The following is a 15,194-nucleotide window of genomic DNA, read 5'->3' as shown; positions in this document are numbered from 1 at the left end:
TCCTGGCCAGCGACAAAACAAATCGCCGAACCGCCGCTACCTGACCTTCAAGGCCTTCTTGGGATAAATGTCATAGCGGCTCGATTTTCCCTCCAGCACATAGCCCGGTGGCTGGCCATCAACGCTCGGCGCCTTGCGCGGCCGCTTGACGACGACGCGATGTGTCGCCAGCCCGAGCGCCGCCTGCAGCAGTTGCGCCGCATCGTCGTCGCCCCCGACCAACGGACGAAAGACGCGCATCTCTTTCTTGACCAGCGAACTCTTGTCGCGATGCGGAAACATCGGATCGAGATAAATGACCTGCGGCGGCTCAGCGGACCAATCCCTGATCAGCTCGATGGCATTGCCGAGGCGCAAATCCATGCGCTCAATGATCGGCGCCACTTCCGGATCGACCAGCGCCCGCCCCAGACCATCAGCCAGCAAGGCACCGATCAGCGGATGGCGCTCGATCAGCGTGACAGAACAACCCAGTTGGGCCAGCAGAAAGGCATCGCGCCCCAAACCGGCCGTCGCATCAAGAACTATCGGCCGAACCCCGGACTGGATGCCGACCGCCTTGGCGATCATCTGGCCATTGCCACCGCCATGCTGACGACGATGCGCCACGGCCCCCTCGAGGAAATCGACCCGCACCGGGCCCGCCGCATCCGGCCCCAGCTCCTGCAACTGCAGGCCATCGGCCCCCAGTTGCAAGGCAAATTCAGCCTCCCCCGCCTGCGGCAAACCCAGCGCCTCGGCCAGCGCGCCAACCCGGTCGACAAACTCCGGTGCCAGCGCCTCGATGCGAACGTTTACCGCCGTACTCAAGCTGTCCTCAGACCTGGGGAAGCTCACTGTCAGAAGTCGACAAGCCAGCCTCGGACGGGCTCAACGCCGCATCCTCGCCGGCAGCATTGTCAGCCTTGTCGGCCAGCTTCTGACGACGTTTTTCCTCCTGCTTGGCTTTCTTGGCGAGATCTCGTTGGCGCTTTTCGAACTGGTAGTTTGGTTTGGCCAAGAGGCCTCCTCTAGTCGCCAAAAATGGCATGGAATGCGGGTTGAAAAACGGGAGAAAAAAGAAGTCAGCACCGCGATAATAACCGGCGCATGAACACATTCCACAATGCAAAACGCCAACCGATGAGGGTTGGCGTTTTTTCCTTGAGACCCAAGGATGAATTTGGTGGCCAATCGCGGAATCGAACCACGGACACGCGGATTTTCAATCCGCTGCTCTACCAACTGAGCTAATTGGCCAAACGAGGGCGCATTATAGCGATGTCACCGCTCCTCCGCAACCAGCACAGGCGTTTTTGAGGACTCAGGTACCGATCGGCGGGGATTGGCGGTAGAGCTCGGAAAAATCGTCTGGCGGCGGCATTGGTGGAACCGGCGGATGCCAGGCGGCGAAAGCCACCCGCGCCACGGCACCACGGCGGTTGGGATTGGGTCGCAGACTGGCCCGCGAATCGTGCTGCATGGCGATTTCCTGAACGATGGCGAGGCCGAGGCCACTGCCTTCAGTAGTGGCGTCATCCACTCGATAGAAGCGCTCGAAGACGAGTTCGGCCTGCTCTTCACTGATGCCGACCCCGTTGTCCTCGACCTCCAGCAGGACGGTCGCCTGATTGACCAGAATGCGGCAGGTGACATGTCCGCCGCTGGGGGTGTAGCGCAGGGCGTTGTCGAGCAGGTTCTTGGCGAGTTCCTGCAACAGGAATGAGTTGCCGACAATCATCGCGGGTTTGTCGGATTCAAAGCCGAGATCGATGTTTTTTTCGATAGCGACCGGCACCCAGTCGGTAACGACATCGCGGATCAACTCTGCCAGGTCGAGCGGCTCATGCTTTTGCTGGGTTACTTCGCCGCCTTCGGTGCGGGCCAGCGTCAACAACTGATTGATCAAGCGGCCAGCCCGGTCCACGCCGGTGGCGATCTGGCGCAGGGCATGGCGCAGCGCCTCCGGATCGGTTTCCCGGATGGCGAACTGGGCTTGCGTCTTGAGGCCGGTGAGCGGCGTGCGCATCTGGTGGGCGGCATCGGCAACGAAGCGTTGCTGGGCCGAAACGCTGCGCTTCATGCGCTCAAGCATTTCGTTGAAGGCTTCGACCAGCGGTTCCAGCTCTTCGGGTACGCGCCGGGTGGCAATCGGCGAAAGGTCATCGGGCTCTCGCGCCTCGATCGTCTGGCGCAAGCGGGTCAGCGGTCGCAGGCCACGCGACAGGCCGAACCAGACGAGCATGACGGCGAGCGGAATGATGATGAATTGCGGCAGGATGACGCTGGCGACGATCTTGTTGGCGAGCTGGCTGCGTTTCTCGGTCGTCTCGCCAACCTCGATGAGCACCCACTGTGCCTTGGCCATTTGCGGCTCAGCCAGGTAGGTGTAGGCCATACGCAACTCCTGCCCCTTGAAATCGGCGTCGCGCATATAGACTTCGCCGGGCACGATCGAGTCATCCGGTGCCGATGTCGACTCCGGCAAATCCTTGTCACCGGCCAGCAGTTTTCCACCACCGGCCAGCACATGAAAATAGACGCTGTCGGTTTCGTCGGCCCGCAACATGGCCCGGGCCGAGGCCGGCAAGGATAGCAAGGGTTTGCCGTTGACCAGTTTTACCTGTCGCGCAATGGCCGTGACATGCTCGCGCAGCGCCTGGTCGTAGGGGTAATTGGCGACGTTGTTGGCGAAGTAATGGGTGAAGGCAATGCTGAGCGGCCAGACGAAGAGCAGGGGTGCCAGCATCCAGTCCAGTATCTCGCCAAACAGCGAGCGCTCGGTTTCGGATCCCGGCGAGGGCATGCTACTCGCTCTGGGGTCGCTCAAGGCAGTAACCCAGGCCGCGCACGGTAGCGATCTTCACGCCCCCGGTTTCAATTTTCTTGCGCAGCCGATGGACGTAGACCTCGATGGCGTTGTGACTGACTTCCTCGCCCCAGCCGCAAAGGTGATCGACCAACTGATCCTTGCTGACCAGGCGGCCCATGCGACTGAGCAGGACTTCGAGCAGCCCCACTTCGCGGGCCGAAAGATCAAGCGCCTCACCATTGATCTGGGCCACCCGGCCGACTTGATCGTAGGTCAGCGCGCCGCACTGGATGGTCGGAGACGTTCCGGCCGAGCGACGGGTCAAGGCACGGACCCGTGCCTCGAGTTCAGGCAGCTCGAAGGGTTTGACCATGTAGTCGTCGGCGCCGAGATCGAGGCCCTTGACGCGGTCGCCCGTACCGTCGAGGGCGGTAAGGATCAGCACCGGCAGTTGGGAATTGCGCGAGCGAATTCGCTTGAGCAGGTCGAGCCCGGAAAGCTTGGGCAAGCCGAGATCGAGAATGAGCAAGTCATAGGAGACCGTGAGCAGAGCTGCATCTGCCTCCAACCCATTGGGAGCCCAGTCTACGGCATAACCGCCCTGACGTAGCGAGCGGGAAAGACCATCAGCGATGATGGTGTCGTCTTCAGCAATAAGGATGCGCATGGTTCTGTTGGGCCTATGCCGACGTAAGATTTCTGTAAGCCTGTCGCATTATTCTGTTCGGGCTGTTCTCCTTTTATGGTCTTTGGAGTACGCGGTGCATACCGCTACTCAGGGGGTTGCCCGACCTGCACTGGGCGGCCCCCTACCGTTTTTTTTCCTCGCCCCAAGCTTCACAGTCTATCAAATAAACTGCCCTGCGAATTCCGCAGTGCACAAGCACGTCCGCGTTTTCACGATGGCGGCTTCGACTGGTCGCGAATTATCGTTCGCTACGGTCAACCGGAAAAATCACCCAAAATTGAAGACGAAAAAAAAGCCCGGGCAAGCCCGGGCTTTTTGCTGACGATGACTCGTCTGATTAGTGACCGCTGGCGCCGGAAGCACCCAGACCGGTTTCCGAACGCAGTTGCTGCGACGGATACAGGGCACGTTCCTTTTGGGCCTGAGCGGAGTTGTCCAGAATGGACACCAGCCAGATCGTGAAGAACGCGGCAGACATCGAGAAGATGGCAGCAGAGTTGTACGGGAACCAGGCAGAGCCCTTCGGGTTGTGCATGACGGCTTCCCAGACGCTGGCCGAGCCGATGGTCAGGACCACAGCAGAAGCCAGACCGACGAAGCCACCGACCACAGCACCACGGGTGGTGCAGTTCTTCCACAACACGGACATGAAGAGCACCGGGAAGTTGGAGGAGCAGGCGATAACGAAGGCCAGCATCACCATGTAGGCAACGTTTTCCTTTTCGAAGGCGATACCCAGAACCACAGCCAGAACGCCGAGGCAAACGGTGGTGATCTTGGAAACGCGCAGTTCGGCTTCGGAAGAGCAGCCCTTGGCGAAGACGGAAGCGTACAGGTCATGCGACACGGCAGAAGCACCGGACAGCGTCAGACCAGCCACAACAGCCAGGATGGTTGCGAAGGCCACGGCCGAGATGAAGCCGAGGAACAGGTCGCCACCAACAGCCTTGGCCAGATGCACAGCAGCCATGTTGCCGCCGCCCTTCAGACCCTTGGCCAGTTCGCCGCCGACGTAGAAGTCGCCCGGATTCTGGATCAGGTTGGTGATAGCGCCGAAACCGATGATGAAGGTCAGGATGTAGAAGTAACCGATCCAGGTGGTTGCCCAGGCAACCGACTTGCGGGCTTCCTTGGCGTTCGGCACGGTGAAGAAGCGCATCAGGATGTGCGGCAGACCAGCGGTACCGAACATCAGGGCCATACCGACGGAGATCGCGGAGACCGGATCCTTGATCAGGGCGCCCGGCGACATCAGTGCGTCATGCTTGGAGTGAACTTCGACAGCCTTGGTGAACAGTGCTTCCGGCGAGAAGCCGAATTGCAGCAGAACCGAGACAGCCATGAAGGTGGCACCGCCGAGGAGCATACAAGCCTTGATGATCTGCACCCAGGTGGTTGCAGTCATACCGCCGAACAGCACGTACATCATCATGACGGAACCGACCAGGATTTCAGCGTAGAGGTATTCCATGCCGAAGAGCACCTTGATCAGCTGACCGGCACCGACCATCTGCGCAATCATGTAGAAGGCGACGATAACCAGGGAAGCCGAAGCAGCAAAGATGCGGACCGGGGTCTGGGCGAAACGGTAGGAAGCCACGTCAGCGAACGTGAACTTGCCAAGGTTGCGCAGACGCTCAGCCATCAGGAAGGTGATGACCGGCCAGCCGACCAGCCAGCCGATCGAGAAGATCAGGCCGTCAAAGCCGTTGGCGAACACGAGACCGGAAATACCCAGGAAGGACGCGGCAGACATGTAGTCGCCGGCGATCGCCAGGCCGTTCTGGAAACCGGTGATACCGCCACCGCCGGTGTAGAAGTCAGCTGCCGACTTGGTCTTGGAGGCAGCCCACTTGGTGATGTAGAGCGTGCCGCCGACAAAGATGGCGAACATGACGATGGCCGTCCAGTTGGTGGCCTGCTTTTGGGTTTCGCCGAGGTCGGCACCGGCGGCGATGGCGCCACCGGCAACGGCCAGGGCCAGAAGGCCGGCGAGAATTTGAGTGAATTTATTCATCTTACTTCTGTGCCTCCTTGATGAGGGCTTCGTTGATCGCGTCGAACTCGGTGTTGGCGCGGCGAACGTAGATCCAGGTCAGGACGATGGTGAAGGCGATAACGGCAACGCCGATCGGCACGCCGATACTCATCGTGTAACCCTCACCGATTTTCTGGGCGAGGAATTCCTTGTTGAAAGCGACCAGCAGGATGAAGCCGTAGTAAGCGGCGGCACTGACAATAGCCATGATGATGGAGTAAGTGCTGCGCATGGCAACAAACTCCAGAAATTTCGGGTTGGCTGTCACCCGATCAAGTACGTCTTGCATTGATTTGCTCCTCAGATTTTGTTTGTAGAGGCATTGCTGCGGAGCGTAATTTAGGCTTAGCGTCTTACAGCTAACTTACAGACAGTTACAAAACTTATAACAAAGATCAAAGCAATTTCCGGCCACCAGCCAAGCCCGGAAAGCAAAAAGCCCCGCACAAGGCGGGGCTCTTCACAGCGGTGAAGCTGGCTTGGCGGAGGATTACATCCCCATGCCGCCCATGCCACCCATACCGCCCATGCCGCTCATGTCAGGCATACCGCCGGCCGGCTTGTCTTCAGCCAGTTCAGCAACCATGCACTCGGTGGTCAGCATCAGGCCGGCCACGGAAGCCGCGTTCTGCAGTGCAGTGCGGGTCACCTTGGTCGGGTCGAGAACGCCCATTTCAACCATGTCGCCGTACTCGCCGGTGGAAGCGTTGTAACCGTAGTTACCCTTGCCACGCTGCACCTTGTCGACGACAACTGACGGCTCGTCGCCGGCGTTGGCGACGATTTCGCGCAACGGCTGTTCCATGGCGCGCAGGACGATCTTGATACCGGCGTCCTGATCGTGGTTGTCACCCTTGAGCTTGCCAACGGCAGCGCGGGCGCGGATCAGGGCGACGCCGCCGCCGGCGACGATACCTTCTTCCACGGCAGCGCGGGTAGCGTGCAGGGCATCTTCAACGCGGGCCTTCTTTTCCTTCATTTCGACTTCGGTCGCGGCACCAACCTTGATGACTGCAACGCCGCCAGCCAGCTTGGCAACACGTTCCTGGAGCTTTTCCTTGTCGTAATCGGAAGTCGCTTCGTCGATCTGGATACGGATCTGCTTGACGCGGGCTTCGATGGAAGCGGCTTCGCCAGCACCGTCGATGATGATGGTGTTTTCCTTGGAAACTTCGATGCGCTTGGCCTGGCCCAGATCCTTGAGGACAGCCTTTTCCAGCGACAGACCGGTTTCTTCGGCGATGACGGTACCGCCGGTCAGGATGGCGATGTCTTCGAGCATGGCCTTGCGACGGTCGCCAAAGCCCGGGGCCTTGACGGCAACGGTCTTCAGGATGCCACGGATGTTGTTCACAACCAGGGTTGCCAGCGCTTCGCCATCGACATCTTCAGCGATGATGAGCAGCGGACGGCCGGCCTTGGCAACTTGTTCGAGGATCGGCAGCAGGTCGCGGATGTTGGAAATCTTCTTGTCGTAAAGCAGGACAAACGGGTTTTCCATCAGCGCTTGCTGCTTGTCGCCGTTGTTGATGAAGTACGGCGACAGGTAGCCGCGGTCGAACTGCATGCCTTCGACGACGTCGAGTTCGTTGGCCAGGGACTTGCCATCTTCAACGGTGATGACGCCTTCCTTGCCGACCTTTTCCATGGCATTGGCGATGATTTCGCCGATGTCAGCATCGGAGTTGGCGGAAATGGAACCAACCTGGGCGATTTCCTTGGTCGTCGTACAGGGCTTGGAGAAAGCCTTCAGTTCGGCCAGGGTAGCGACCACAGCCTTGTCGATACCGCGCTTGAGGTCCATCGGGTTCATGCCGGCGGCAACGTACTTCATGCCTTCGCGGACGATGGCCTGGGCCAGAACGGTCGCGGTCGTGGTGCCGTCACCAGCGATGTCGGAGGTCTTGGAAGCAACTTCCTTGACCATCTGGGCGCCCATGTTGGCGAACTTGTCTTTCAGTTCGATTTCCTTGGCGACGGAAACACCGTCCTTGGTGACCGTCGGGCCGCCGTAGGAACGCTCGAGCACGACATTGCGGCCCTTGGGACCAAGGGTGACCTTGACTGCGTCAGCCAGGACATTGATGCCTTCGACCATGCGTGCGCGGGCGGAATCACCGAATTTGACTTCTTTAGCTGCCATTTAATAGCTCCTGAATTTTTTAGGTTAAGTGACGTGGCGCTTAAGCGACCAGAACGCCCATGATGTCTTCTTCGCGCATGACCAGGACTTCCTGACCATCAACCTTGACGCCTTGGCCGGCATACTTGCCGAACAGAACGCGGTCACCAACCTTGACGTCGAGTGCGATCTGCTTGCCGTTGTCGTCGCGCTTGCCCGGGCCGACGGCCAGAACTTCGCCCTGATCCGGCTTTTCACCAGCGGAATCGGGAATGACGATGCCGGATGCAGTGGTGCGCTCGGCTTCAACGCGCTTGACGATCACTCGGTCGTGCAAAGGACGGATATTCATAAATCTGACTCCTGAAATTGAATTGCAACACACGGAAAATTGGCCGACCGCACCGAAGCGCGGATTCGGGACCGGAGCGGGCGGGTTATTAGCACTCGTCTCCGGTGAGTGCTAATAATAGGGGCGAGGAACCGGTATTTCAAGGGCAGACAAAAGAGATGAACTAAAAAAATTCCGCAAAAAAACGATAAGCGCATGAATACATTAATAAAATCAATCAACCACCCCCCAGCGTACGGCGCCGGCTAAAATGAACGCTTACGCCATTTCGTCGCCAAATCCCAATGATTCTTAGAATTTTCGCGGCACTTGCCTGCTCGGCTTTCAGTCTGTCCACGCTAGCCGATGGCCTGCCTCCAAGTGTTTTGCAGGCCCTGAAGGCGGCGCAGATTCCGGCCGCCAGCGTTGCCGTTGTCGTCCACCCGGTCGATACCGGCGCGCCGCTGGTTGCCCACAACGCCAGCCGCGCGATGAACCCGGCTTCGGTCATGAAGCTGGTCACCACCTACGCCGCCCTCGACCTGCTCGGCCCGGCCTACACGTGGAAAACCACGGCGTGGACCGAGAATGCTACGGTCGACGGGAATTTGAGCGGAAATTTGTACATCCGCGGCAGCGGCGACCCGCGCTTCGCCATCGAACACCTGACCGCCCTGCTCCGCCAGATTCAGGTCCGCGGCATTCGCCGGATCGATGGCGACATCGTCCTCGACCGCAGCGTCTTCAACATCCCGGCCATCGACCCCGGCGCCTTCGACGACAAGCCGATGCGGCCCTACAACGTCGGACCGGACGGCTTTCTGCTCAATTTCCGCGCCCTGCGCCTCACGCTGCAACCGGACAACGGCAAGCCGCGGGTGCTCATGGAAACGCCGAGCGAGGGCCTGCGCGTCGATAACCAGTTGCGCGCCGGCGAAGGCGCCTGCGGCAGCAACTGGAAGGATCTGATCAGCATCCGGCTGATTCCCGAAAGCAACGGCAACCGGCTGGAGTTCACCGGCAGCTACGCCGCGCTGTGTGGCGAAAAGCCACTCAGCCTGTCGCCCCTGCCGGCCGACGCGCAGACCAGCGGCCTGATCCGCGCCCTGTGGAAGGAACTCGGCGGCACCTTGATCGGCCAGGTCCGCCCCGGCAGCGTGCCAGTCGGCGCCAAACTGCTCACCCAGCACGAATCGGCGCCGCTGGCCGATGCCGTGCGCGACATCAACAAGTTCAGCAACAACGTCATGGCCCGCCAGGTCTTCCTGACCATCGGCAACGATTCTGCGCCAGCCACCGCCGAACGCGCCCGCCAGCGCATCACCGACTGGCTGGCGGCACGCAACCTGCATTTTGGCGAACTGGTTCTCGACAACGGTTCAGGCCTATCGCGCATCGAGCGGATCAGCGCCGACAGCCTCAACCGCCTGCTGCTCGACGCCTGGAAGAGCCCGGTGATGCCGGAATTTGTGGCTAGCATGCCCATCGTCGGCATCGACGGCACGATGAAGAAACGCCTCAACGGCTCCGACGCCACCGGCCGCGCCCACATCAAGACGGGCACGCTCGACGGCGTCAAGACCGCCGCCGGCTATGCCCTCGACGGCCAGGGCCGGCGCCATGCCGTCACCTTCCTGATCAATCACCCGCGAGCCCAGGCCGGCAGTGCGGCCATCGACGCCCTGCTCGTCTGGGTCGCCCAGCGCCGCGTCGGCGAGAAAATGCCGGTCCTTGAAAATGAGTGAGCGCCCACCTTTTCCGGGGGAAGCGCTGGCCGAGGCCGGTCTCAACCGGCAATTCGTCTTCGATCTGGACTGGCTACCCGAGGAAACGCGAAAAACCCTGGGTGATACGACCGGCTTCCGCCAGCTCATCCTGCTCGGCCACGGCGGCCGGCGGCTCTGGGAACGCGTGCAGGCTAGCGGCATGGTCAGCGAGCACCCGATTGACGACTACACCGTACGGACCGTCGAAGCCTGGCTGGTCGAACACCTGCCCAGCCCGGCCTACCGCATCCTTTATCCGGGCCAGCAGCCGGTCGGTTTACAGGCGCTCGGCAAGCTCGCCGGCTGGCACCATGCCTCACCCTTCATGGTCGGCATCGACGCCGAGTGGGGTAGCTGGTACGCCTACCGGGCGGCGGTACTCATCGACTTTCAATTTCAGCCGTTTTTTCCGGTTGACCGTGGGAACCCGTGCCTCGACTGCCGGTCGACGCCTTGCATCACGGCCTGCCCGGCCGATGCACTGGCCGGCGGCCAGTTCAGCCTGCAAGTCTGCAGCGGCTTCCGCCTGCAGGCCGAATCCCGCTGCGCCGAAGGCTGCCTGGCCCGCCAGGCCTGCCCGGTCGGCGCCGAACATCGCTACGAGGCGGCACAGATCGCCCACAGCTACCGCCGGTCGCTAGCCATGCTCCGGCAATACCTCAATCAACCCTGACCACCCCACTGGAAAACACCATGCGCTCGACACTTCTCTTTCTGCACCTGGCCGGCGTCATCGTCTGGATCGGCGGCATGTTCTTCGCCCATTTCTGCCTGCGCCCGGTGGCTGCCGAACAGTTCCCGCCGCCCCAGCGCCTGCCGCTGCTGGCCGGGGTCCTTGGCCGATTCTTCCGGATCGTCGCCGTCGCCATCGCCCTGATCCTGCTCTCCGGCATCGCGCGCATGCTCAACGTCGGCTTTGCCAACGCCCCGCTGCACTGGCACGTCATGCTGAGTAGCGGCCTGGTCATGACCATCATCTTCGTCGACATCGCGTTGCGCCATTTCGCCAGGCTGCAGGCCGGCGTCGCGGCACAGGACTGGCCGGCGGCCGGGACGGCGATGAACACCATCCGCCAGCGGGTCGCCCTCAATCTCGGGCTGGGCGTGCTGACCGTGGCCGTTGCCTGTTTCGGCGTCGGTTTTTAAGTCTTAGTTGTCGACGGGCTTGACGCCAAACAGCGCAATCCAGCCACGCACGACACGATAGGCCACCCACAGGCCGAGCACGGCGATTAATATCCAGGCCAGTGGAATGCCGATGATGGTGATGACCAGCAGGCCGTAGAAAACCAGCCCAAGGAAGGTGAACCAGAAAGTGCGGATCTGCCAGCGGAAATGGCTTTCCAGCCAGGTGCCGTTAACGTCGCTGCGCTTGAGGTAGTTGAGAAAGACGGCGCACAGCGACGGCAGGCCGAAGACGAAACCGCCGGCCACCGTCGCCGCCGAGGTGATGCCGACCAGCACTGCAATGGCGTGCAGGCCGTAGATGAAATGGGTGAGCTGAACGAGCGATGGGCGAACGCCCTGCAAGTCGGGCTGGGGAACGGGTTCCTGCATGGTTTACGCCTCCGGAAGGATTTTCTGCATGAGCAGCGCGTTGCCGGCTGCCGGGTCGAGGACATACGGCGCGTAGCCGGCCTGCTGGTAGGAGGCCATCGCCCGCGTGTTGTTGGACAGCACTTCGAGGGTCAGCTTGCAGCAACCGAGCTGGCGGGCGCGTTGTTCGGCCCAGGCGAGCAGGGCCTGACCGATGCCCTGGCCGCGCCGGCCTTTGAGCACGACGATGTCGTGAACGTTGAGCAGCGGCAGCGCAGCGAAGGTGGAAAAGCCGGCGAAGCAGTCGATCAGGCCGACCGCCTGACCATCGAGCCAGGCCAGCGCACCGTGGAAGCCGGGCACTTCGCGGATGGTGCGTACGAGATTGAGCTTGGCGTAGTCGGACAGGCCGTCGCCGCCGCCCATCGGGTCCTGCGCGTAGTGGTCCAGCAGGCCGAGCCAGATTTCAGCTTGGGCCAGGTCGTGCAGATCGAGCGGAACGACTTTGACGGTCATAAGCCAAGCTCCTGCCACATCGCATCGACGCGCTTCTTCACGCCGTCATCCATGACAATCGGCCGCCCCCATTCGCGCGTCGTTTCTCCCGGCCACTTGTTGGTCGCATCGAGCCCCATCTTGGAACCGAGGCCGGCCACTGGCGAAGCGAAATCGAGGTAATCGATCGGCGTGTTGTCGACCAGCGTCGTGTCGCGCGTCGCGTCCATGCGCGTCGTCATCGCCCAGACCACTTCCTTCCAGTCGCGGATGTCGATGTCGTCGTCGACGACGATGATCGTCTTGGTGTACATGAACTGGCGCAGGAAACTCCAGATGCCGAACATGATGCGCTTGGCGTGGCCGGGGTAGGCTTTCTTGATGCTGACGATGGCCATCCGGTACGAGCAGCCTTCCGGCGGCAGGTAGAAATCGACGATTTCGGGATACTGCTTCTGGAGCAACGGCACAAAGACTTCATTGAGCGCCACGCCGAGCACCGCCGGTTCGTCGGGCGGCTTGCCGGTGTAGGTGCTGTGGTAGATCGGGTTCTTGCGCATGGTCATGCGCTCGATGGTGAATACAGGGAATTCGGCCTGCTCGTTGTAGTAACCGGTGTGATCGCCGTACGGCCCTTCGAGCGCCATTTCGCCGGGGTGAATGACGCCTTCCAGCACGATTTCGGCCGAAGCCGGCACTTGCAAAGCGGAGCCGAGGCATTTGATCAGCTCGGTCTTGCCGCCGCGCAGCAAGCCGGCGAACTGGTATTCGGACAGCGAATCGGGCACTGGCGTCACGGCGCCGAGGATGGTCGCCGGATCGCAGCCGAGCACGACGGCGACCGGGAACGGTTGCCCCGGATTGGCCAGTTGAAACTCGCGAAAATCCAGCGCCCCGCCGCGATGGGCCAGCCAGCGCATGATCACCTTGTTCGGGCCGAGCACCTGCTGGCGGTAGATGCCGAGGTTCTGCCGGTTCTTGTGCGGCCCCTTGGTGACGACCAGGCCCCAGGTAATCAGCGGCGCGACGTCGCCCGGCCAGCAATGCTGGATCGGAAACTTGGCCAGATCGACATCCTTGCCCTCCCAGACAACTTCCTGACAAGGTGCGCTCGACACCGTTTTCGGCGCCATGTTCATGACTTGCTTCAGGATCGGCAGCTTGTCCCAGGCGTCCTTGAGGCCCTTCGGCGGCTCCGGTTCCTTCAAATACGCCAGCAGCTTGCCGACTTCGCGCAGGGCCTGCACCGACTCCTCGCCCATGCCAAGCGCAACGCGTTTTGGCGTGCCGAACAGGTTGGCCAGCACGGGAATCGTGTGGCCTTTCGGCTTCTCGAACAGAATGGCCGGACCCTCCGCGCGCAGCACGCGGTCGCAGATTTCGGTCATTTCGAGGCGGGTATCGACCTCGATGCCGACGCGCTTGAGTTCGCCGGTCTTTTCCAGTTGCGACATGAAGTCGCGCAGATCGTGATATTTCATCGGATTCGGTAAGCCTGGTGACATTGGGCACAACTGCCGGTCAATTGCGGCAGCATGGCGGTGGCGGTTTGTTGGTCGCCGGTCAGCGCGACAGTGGCGAAATCGCTGGCGGCCATGTAGCCATCGAGCGCCAGATCCTGCATTTTTTGCGGCATGTACTGCTCTGGTTGTGTGTTCGCCGGCAGCTTGGTGTGATTCCACCATACAGCAACGCCAAGGCGAAACTGGGCTATCTGCCCGGCCTCTACAACCCGACCTTCGTTCAAGCGTTGCAGAACGGTGTCGAGAGCAGCCATCCGGTCACGCATTTCGGCGCGCAAGGCCAACCGGGCTGGCGACGGCATCCTGATCAGCTCGCGTTCGTCGTTGAAATTGTCGGGCGCGGCCGGCAGGGCAACCGGCGCGGGCTGAACCATCTTGGCTGGCGTCGTCTTTTTTGCGGCAACTGTTTTTTTGACCACCGGCTTCTTTTTTGCTGCAACCGCCTTTTTCACTACCACCGCCTTCCCGGTCGCCTGCGTAGTACCGAGCGCCCCCGGCGCCAGCACGACGCAGGCCAGCCCAAGGAAGACGGCGGCAGGTTTCATCGCGTGCGATACGAAAAGTGGCAGCCGACGCAGGCTGCCGTCAGGTTGGGCAGCAGAGCCAGCGCCTTGTCGCGGTCACCGGTCTTGGCGACGGCAGCGAATTCGCTGACTGCCTTGTGGCCATCCATGCCAATGCCGTGCATGGCCGGCGGCATGTGCGGACCGGGCCGGGCGTCAAAAGGCTTGCTGCGATGCTTGCCCATAGCCGACATACCCAGCTTGGCCTCGGCCGCCTCGCCGGCTTCCCTGACCTTGCCGGCCGCCATCAAGGACAGCACTTCATTGACCGCCACGAGATTGTCGAGCATCTCCTGCCGCAGCGATTCCTGCGCCGGTTCGGGCAATTTGGCCAGTTGGCGGGTGTCTTCGGCCAATGCCACGGTCGACACGAAAAACAGGGCAAAAATGAAAGCCTTCATCCGAAGCCCCTTCCGGAAACCACAAAGTCGACGACGATGCCGATGAAAATCACCAGGCCAACCCAGTTGTTGTGCAGGAAGGCCTTGAAGCAGCGCATCCGTTCGCGGCCGCGAATCCAGGTGTAATGCACGCCCATGATGTTGGCGGCGACAACCAGTCCGGCGTAGAAGGCCCAGCCGAGATTCAGGCTGTAGCCGATCCCACCGATGATCGCCAGCGTCGCCGCATAACAAGCCATGACCGCCGCGACGTCGAAGCGGCCGAAGGTAATGGCCGAAGTCTTGATGCCGATTTTGAGGTCGTCCTCGCGGTCGACCATGGCGTATTCGGTGTCGTAGGCGACGGCCCAGAAAACGTTGGCGAGCAGCAGCCACCAGGCCTCGGCCGGCACGCCGCCGACCTGCGCCGCGTAGGCCATCGGGATGCCGAAGCCGAAGGCGATGCCGAGGTAAGCCTGCGGAATGGCCAGAAAGCGTTTGGTAAATGGATAGCTGGCCGCCAGAAAAAGCGCAGGCACCGACAGCCAGATGACCAGCGTGTTGCCGAGCAGCAGGACCAGCGCGAAGGAGAGCAGCGACAGACCTGCGAAAAGCGCCAATGCTTCCTTCGTCGTCACCTTGCCGGCGGTCAGCGGGCGCTCTTTGGTCCGTTCGACGTGCTTGTCAAAATCGCGGTCGGCGTAGTCGTTGATGACGCAGCCGGCCGAGCGCATCAGTACGGTGCCCAGAACGAAAACCCAGACCACCCACCAGTTCGGCCGCCCCAGCGCCGACAGCCACAACGCCCACAGCGTCGGCCAGAGCAGCAGCAGGATGCCGATGGGCTTATCCAGCCGCATGAGCTTTTCGTAGAGATCGAGTTTTTCCTTGAGGGCTGGCCAGTTCATGGGCGCCATTTTACCTTGCCGACTCGGTCCTGACGTCGTTCGCCGGGGTGGGT

General features: G+C 61.3%; 17 protein-coding genes and 1 tRNA gene. 3 read left to right on the top strand and 15 right to left on the bottom strand.

The features are described 5' to 3' along the window. Positions 1 to 36 precede the first annotated feature (36 nt). The 9 genes from KI610_RS02100 to KI610_RS02060 all read right to left on the bottom strand — a co-directional run bounded on the left by KI610_RS02100 (position 37) and on the right by KI610_RS02060 (position 7,991). The gene (locus tag KI610_RS02100) at positions 37 to 810 is read right to left on the bottom strand and encodes a class I SAM-dependent methyltransferase (protein WP_226497047.1); all 774 of its coding nucleotides are present in this window, start codon (positions 808 to 810) and stop codon (positions 37 to 39) included. Positions 811 to 817: 7 nt separating this feature from the next. Continuing rightward, a complete protein-coding gene (locus KI610_RS02095; RefSeq protein ID WP_226497046.1) occupies positions 818 to 1,000 on the bottom strand; it encodes a hypothetical protein in 183 nt (60 codons plus the stop codon). A 163-nt stretch (positions 1,001 to 1,163) separates the two neighbouring features. Then, a tRNA-Phe gene (locus tag KI610_RS02090) sits at positions 1,164 to 1,239 on the bottom strand. A 64-nt stretch (positions 1,240 to 1,303) separates the two neighbouring features. Further along, positions 1,304 to 2,785, bottom strand: a complete 1,482-nt coding sequence (locus KI610_RS02085; RefSeq protein ID WP_226497045.1) for a sensor histidine kinase — start codon at positions 2,783 to 2,785, stop codon at positions 1,304 to 1,306. Between the two features lies 1 nt (position 2,786). Next, the gene (locus KI610_RS02080) at positions 2,787 to 3,458 is read right to left on the bottom strand and encodes a response regulator transcription factor (protein WP_226497044.1); all 672 of its coding nucleotides are present in this window, start codon (positions 3,456 to 3,458) and stop codon (positions 2,787 to 2,789) included. A gap of 358 nt (positions 3,459 to 3,816) precedes the next feature. Next, complete coding sequence (locus tag KI610_RS02075) at positions 3,817 to 5,496, bottom strand: cation acetate symporter (protein WP_226497043.1); 1,680 nt, start codon at positions 5,494 to 5,496, stop codon at positions 3,817 to 3,819. A gap of 1 nt (position 5,497) precedes the next feature. Then, positions 5,498 to 5,806 carry a DUF485 domain-containing protein gene (locus KI610_RS02070; RefSeq protein WP_226497042.1) on the bottom strand — a complete coding sequence of 103 codons (309 nt, stop codon included), beginning with the start codon at positions 5,804 to 5,806 and terminating at the stop codon, positions 5,498 to 5,500. Between the two features lie 201 nt (positions 5,807 to 6,007). Continuing rightward, a complete protein-coding gene (gene groL / locus KI610_RS02065; RefSeq protein ID WP_226403592.1) occupies positions 6,008 to 7,660 on the bottom strand; it encodes a chaperonin GroEL in 1,653 nt (550 codons plus the stop codon). A gap of 40 nt (positions 7,661 to 7,700) precedes the next feature. Continuing rightward, positions 7,701 to 7,991: a co-chaperone GroES gene (locus KI610_RS02060; protein WP_226403591.1), complete on the bottom strand. Its 291-nt coding sequence runs from the start codon at positions 7,989 to 7,991 to the stop codon at positions 7,701 to 7,703. 284 nt (positions 7,992 to 8,275) lie between these two features. Between KI610_RS02060 and dacB the strand changes: the two genes are divergently transcribed. From dacB to KI610_RS02045, 3 genes are read left to right on the top strand one after another with little or no spacing between them, the layout of a single operon-like run. Then, positions 8,276 to 9,715, top strand: a complete 1,440-nt coding sequence (dacB, locus tag KI610_RS02055; RefSeq protein ID WP_226497041.1) for a D-alanyl-D-alanine carboxypeptidase/D-alanyl-D-alanine endopeptidase — start codon at positions 8,276 to 8,278, stop codon at positions 9,713 to 9,715. Beyond that, positions 9,708 to 10,409, top strand: coding sequence for a hypothetical protein (locus KI610_RS02050; RefSeq protein ID WP_226497040.1), 702 nt, complete (start codon positions 9,708 to 9,710; stop codon positions 10,407 to 10,409). The genes dacB and KI610_RS02050 overlap by 8 nt, the downstream gene beginning before the upstream one ends. Before the next feature lie 20 nt (positions 10,410 to 10,429). After that, on the top strand, positions 10,430 to 10,882 hold the full coding sequence (locus tag KI610_RS02045) for a CopD family protein (RefSeq protein WP_226497039.1): 453 nt from the start codon (positions 10,430 to 10,432) through the stop codon (positions 10,880 to 10,882). Positions 10,883 to 10,885: 3 nt separating this feature from the next. Here KI610_RS02045 and KI610_RS02040 read toward each other — a convergent pair whose 3' ends face one another. From KI610_RS02040 to ubiA, 6 genes are read right to left on the bottom strand one after another with little or no spacing between them, the layout of a single operon-like run. Beyond that, positions 10,886 to 11,293: a DUF4870 family protein gene (locus KI610_RS02040; protein ID WP_226497038.1), complete on the bottom strand. Its 408-nt coding sequence runs from the start codon at positions 11,291 to 11,293 to the stop codon at positions 10,886 to 10,888. Between the two features lie 3 nt (positions 11,294 to 11,296). Beyond that, complete coding sequence (locus tag KI610_RS02035) at positions 11,297 to 11,788, bottom strand: GNAT family N-acetyltransferase (protein WP_226497037.1); 492 nt, start codon at positions 11,786 to 11,788, stop codon at positions 11,297 to 11,299. Further along, positions 11,785 to 13,248 carry a 4-hydroxy-3-polyprenylbenzoate decarboxylase gene (ubiD, locus tag KI610_RS02030; protein WP_226497036.1) on the bottom strand — a complete coding sequence of 488 codons (1,464 nt, stop codon included), beginning with the start codon at positions 13,246 to 13,248 and terminating at the stop codon, positions 11,785 to 11,787. The genes KI610_RS02035 and ubiD overlap by 4 nt, the downstream gene beginning before the upstream one ends. After that, positions 13,245 to 13,835 (bottom strand): cytochrome c, encoded by a 591-nt coding sequence (locus tag KI610_RS02025; protein ID WP_226497035.1) that lies wholly within the window; start codon positions 13,833 to 13,835, stop codon positions 13,245 to 13,247. The genes ubiD and KI610_RS02025 overlap by 4 nt, the downstream gene beginning before the upstream one ends. After that, positions 13,832 to 14,254 carry a cytochrome c gene (locus KI610_RS02020; protein ID WP_226497034.1) on the bottom strand — a complete coding sequence of 141 codons (423 nt, stop codon included), beginning with the start codon at positions 14,252 to 14,254 and terminating at the stop codon, positions 13,832 to 13,834. The genes KI610_RS02025 and KI610_RS02020 overlap by 4 nt, the downstream gene beginning before the upstream one ends. Continuing rightward, entirely contained in the window at positions 14,251 to 15,141 is an 891-nt protein-coding gene (ubiA, locus tag KI610_RS02015; RefSeq protein ID WP_226497033.1) for a 4-hydroxybenzoate octaprenyltransferase, read from the bottom strand. Before ubiA ends, KI610_RS02020 begins: the two co-directional genes overlap by 4 nt. Between the last annotated feature and the right edge of the window lie 53 nt (positions 15,142 to 15,194).

Origin of the sequence: Ferribacterium limneticum (genome assembly GCF_020510565.1) — a bacterium.
Taxonomy (GTDB): domain Bacteria; phylum Pseudomonadota; class Gammaproteobacteria; order Burkholderiales; family Rhodocyclaceae; genus Azonexus; species Azonexus limneticus_B.
Note: the sequence above shows the minus strand (reverse complement) of the source record. Positions and strands in the feature narration are given on the sequence as shown.

Excerpts from the sequence above, each read along its gene's own strand:
- KI610_RS02060 (WP_226403591.1), bottom strand. The coding sequence starts at position 7,991 with ATGAATATCCGTCCTTTGCACGACCGAGTGATCGTCAAGCGCGTTGAA.
- ubiD (WP_226497036.1), bottom strand. The coding sequence starts at position 13,248 with ATGAAATATCACGATCTGCGCGACTTCATGTCGCAACTGGAAAAGACC.
- KI610_RS02075 (WP_226497043.1), bottom strand. The coding sequence starts at position 5,496 with ATGAATAAATTCACTCAAATTCTCGCCGGCCTTCTGGCCCTGGCCGTT.
- KI610_RS02020 (WP_226497034.1), bottom strand. The coding sequence starts at position 14,254 with ATGAAGGCTTTCATTTTTGCCCTGTTTTTCGTGTCGACCGTGGCATTG.
- KI610_RS02080 (WP_226497044.1), bottom strand. The coding sequence starts at position 3,458 with ATGCGCATCCTTATTGCTGAAGACGACACCATCATCGCTGATGGTCTT.
- KI610_RS02050 (WP_226497040.1), top strand. The coding sequence starts at position 9,708 with ATGAGTGAGCGCCCACCTTTTCCGGGGGAAGCGCTGGCCGAGGCCGGT.
- KI610_RS02025 (WP_226497035.1), bottom strand. The coding sequence starts at position 13,835 with ATGAAACCTGCCGCCGTCTTCCTTGGGCTGGCCTGCGTCGTGCTGGCG.
- KI610_RS02085 (WP_226497045.1), bottom strand. The coding sequence starts at position 2,785 with ATGCCCTCGCCGGGATCCGAAACCGAGCGCTCGCTGTTTGGCGAGATA.
- KI610_RS02045 (WP_226497039.1), top strand. The coding sequence starts at position 10,430 with ATGCGCTCGACACTTCTCTTTCTGCACCTGGCCGGCGTCATCGTCTGG.
- KI610_RS02070 (WP_226497042.1), bottom strand. The coding sequence starts at position 5,806 with ATGCAAGACGTACTTGATCGGGTGACAGCCAACCCGAAATTTCTGGAG.
- KI610_RS02040 (WP_226497038.1), bottom strand. The coding sequence starts at position 11,293 with ATGCAGGAACCCGTTCCCCAGCCCGACTTGCAGGGCGTTCGCCCATCG.
- KI610_RS02035 (WP_226497037.1), bottom strand. The coding sequence starts at position 11,788 with ATGACCGTCAAAGTCGTTCCGCTCGATCTGCACGACCTGGCCCAAGCT.
- dacB (WP_226497041.1), top strand. The coding sequence starts at position 8,276 with ATGATTCTTAGAATTTTCGCGGCACTTGCCTGCTCGGCTTTCAGTCTG.
- ubiA (WP_226497033.1), bottom strand. The coding sequence starts at position 15,141 with ATGAACTGGCCAGCCCTCAAGGAAAAACTCGATCTCTACGAAAAGCTC.
- groL (WP_226403592.1), bottom strand. The coding sequence starts at position 7,660 with ATGGCAGCTAAAGAAGTCAAATTCGGTGATTCCGCCCGCGCACGCATG.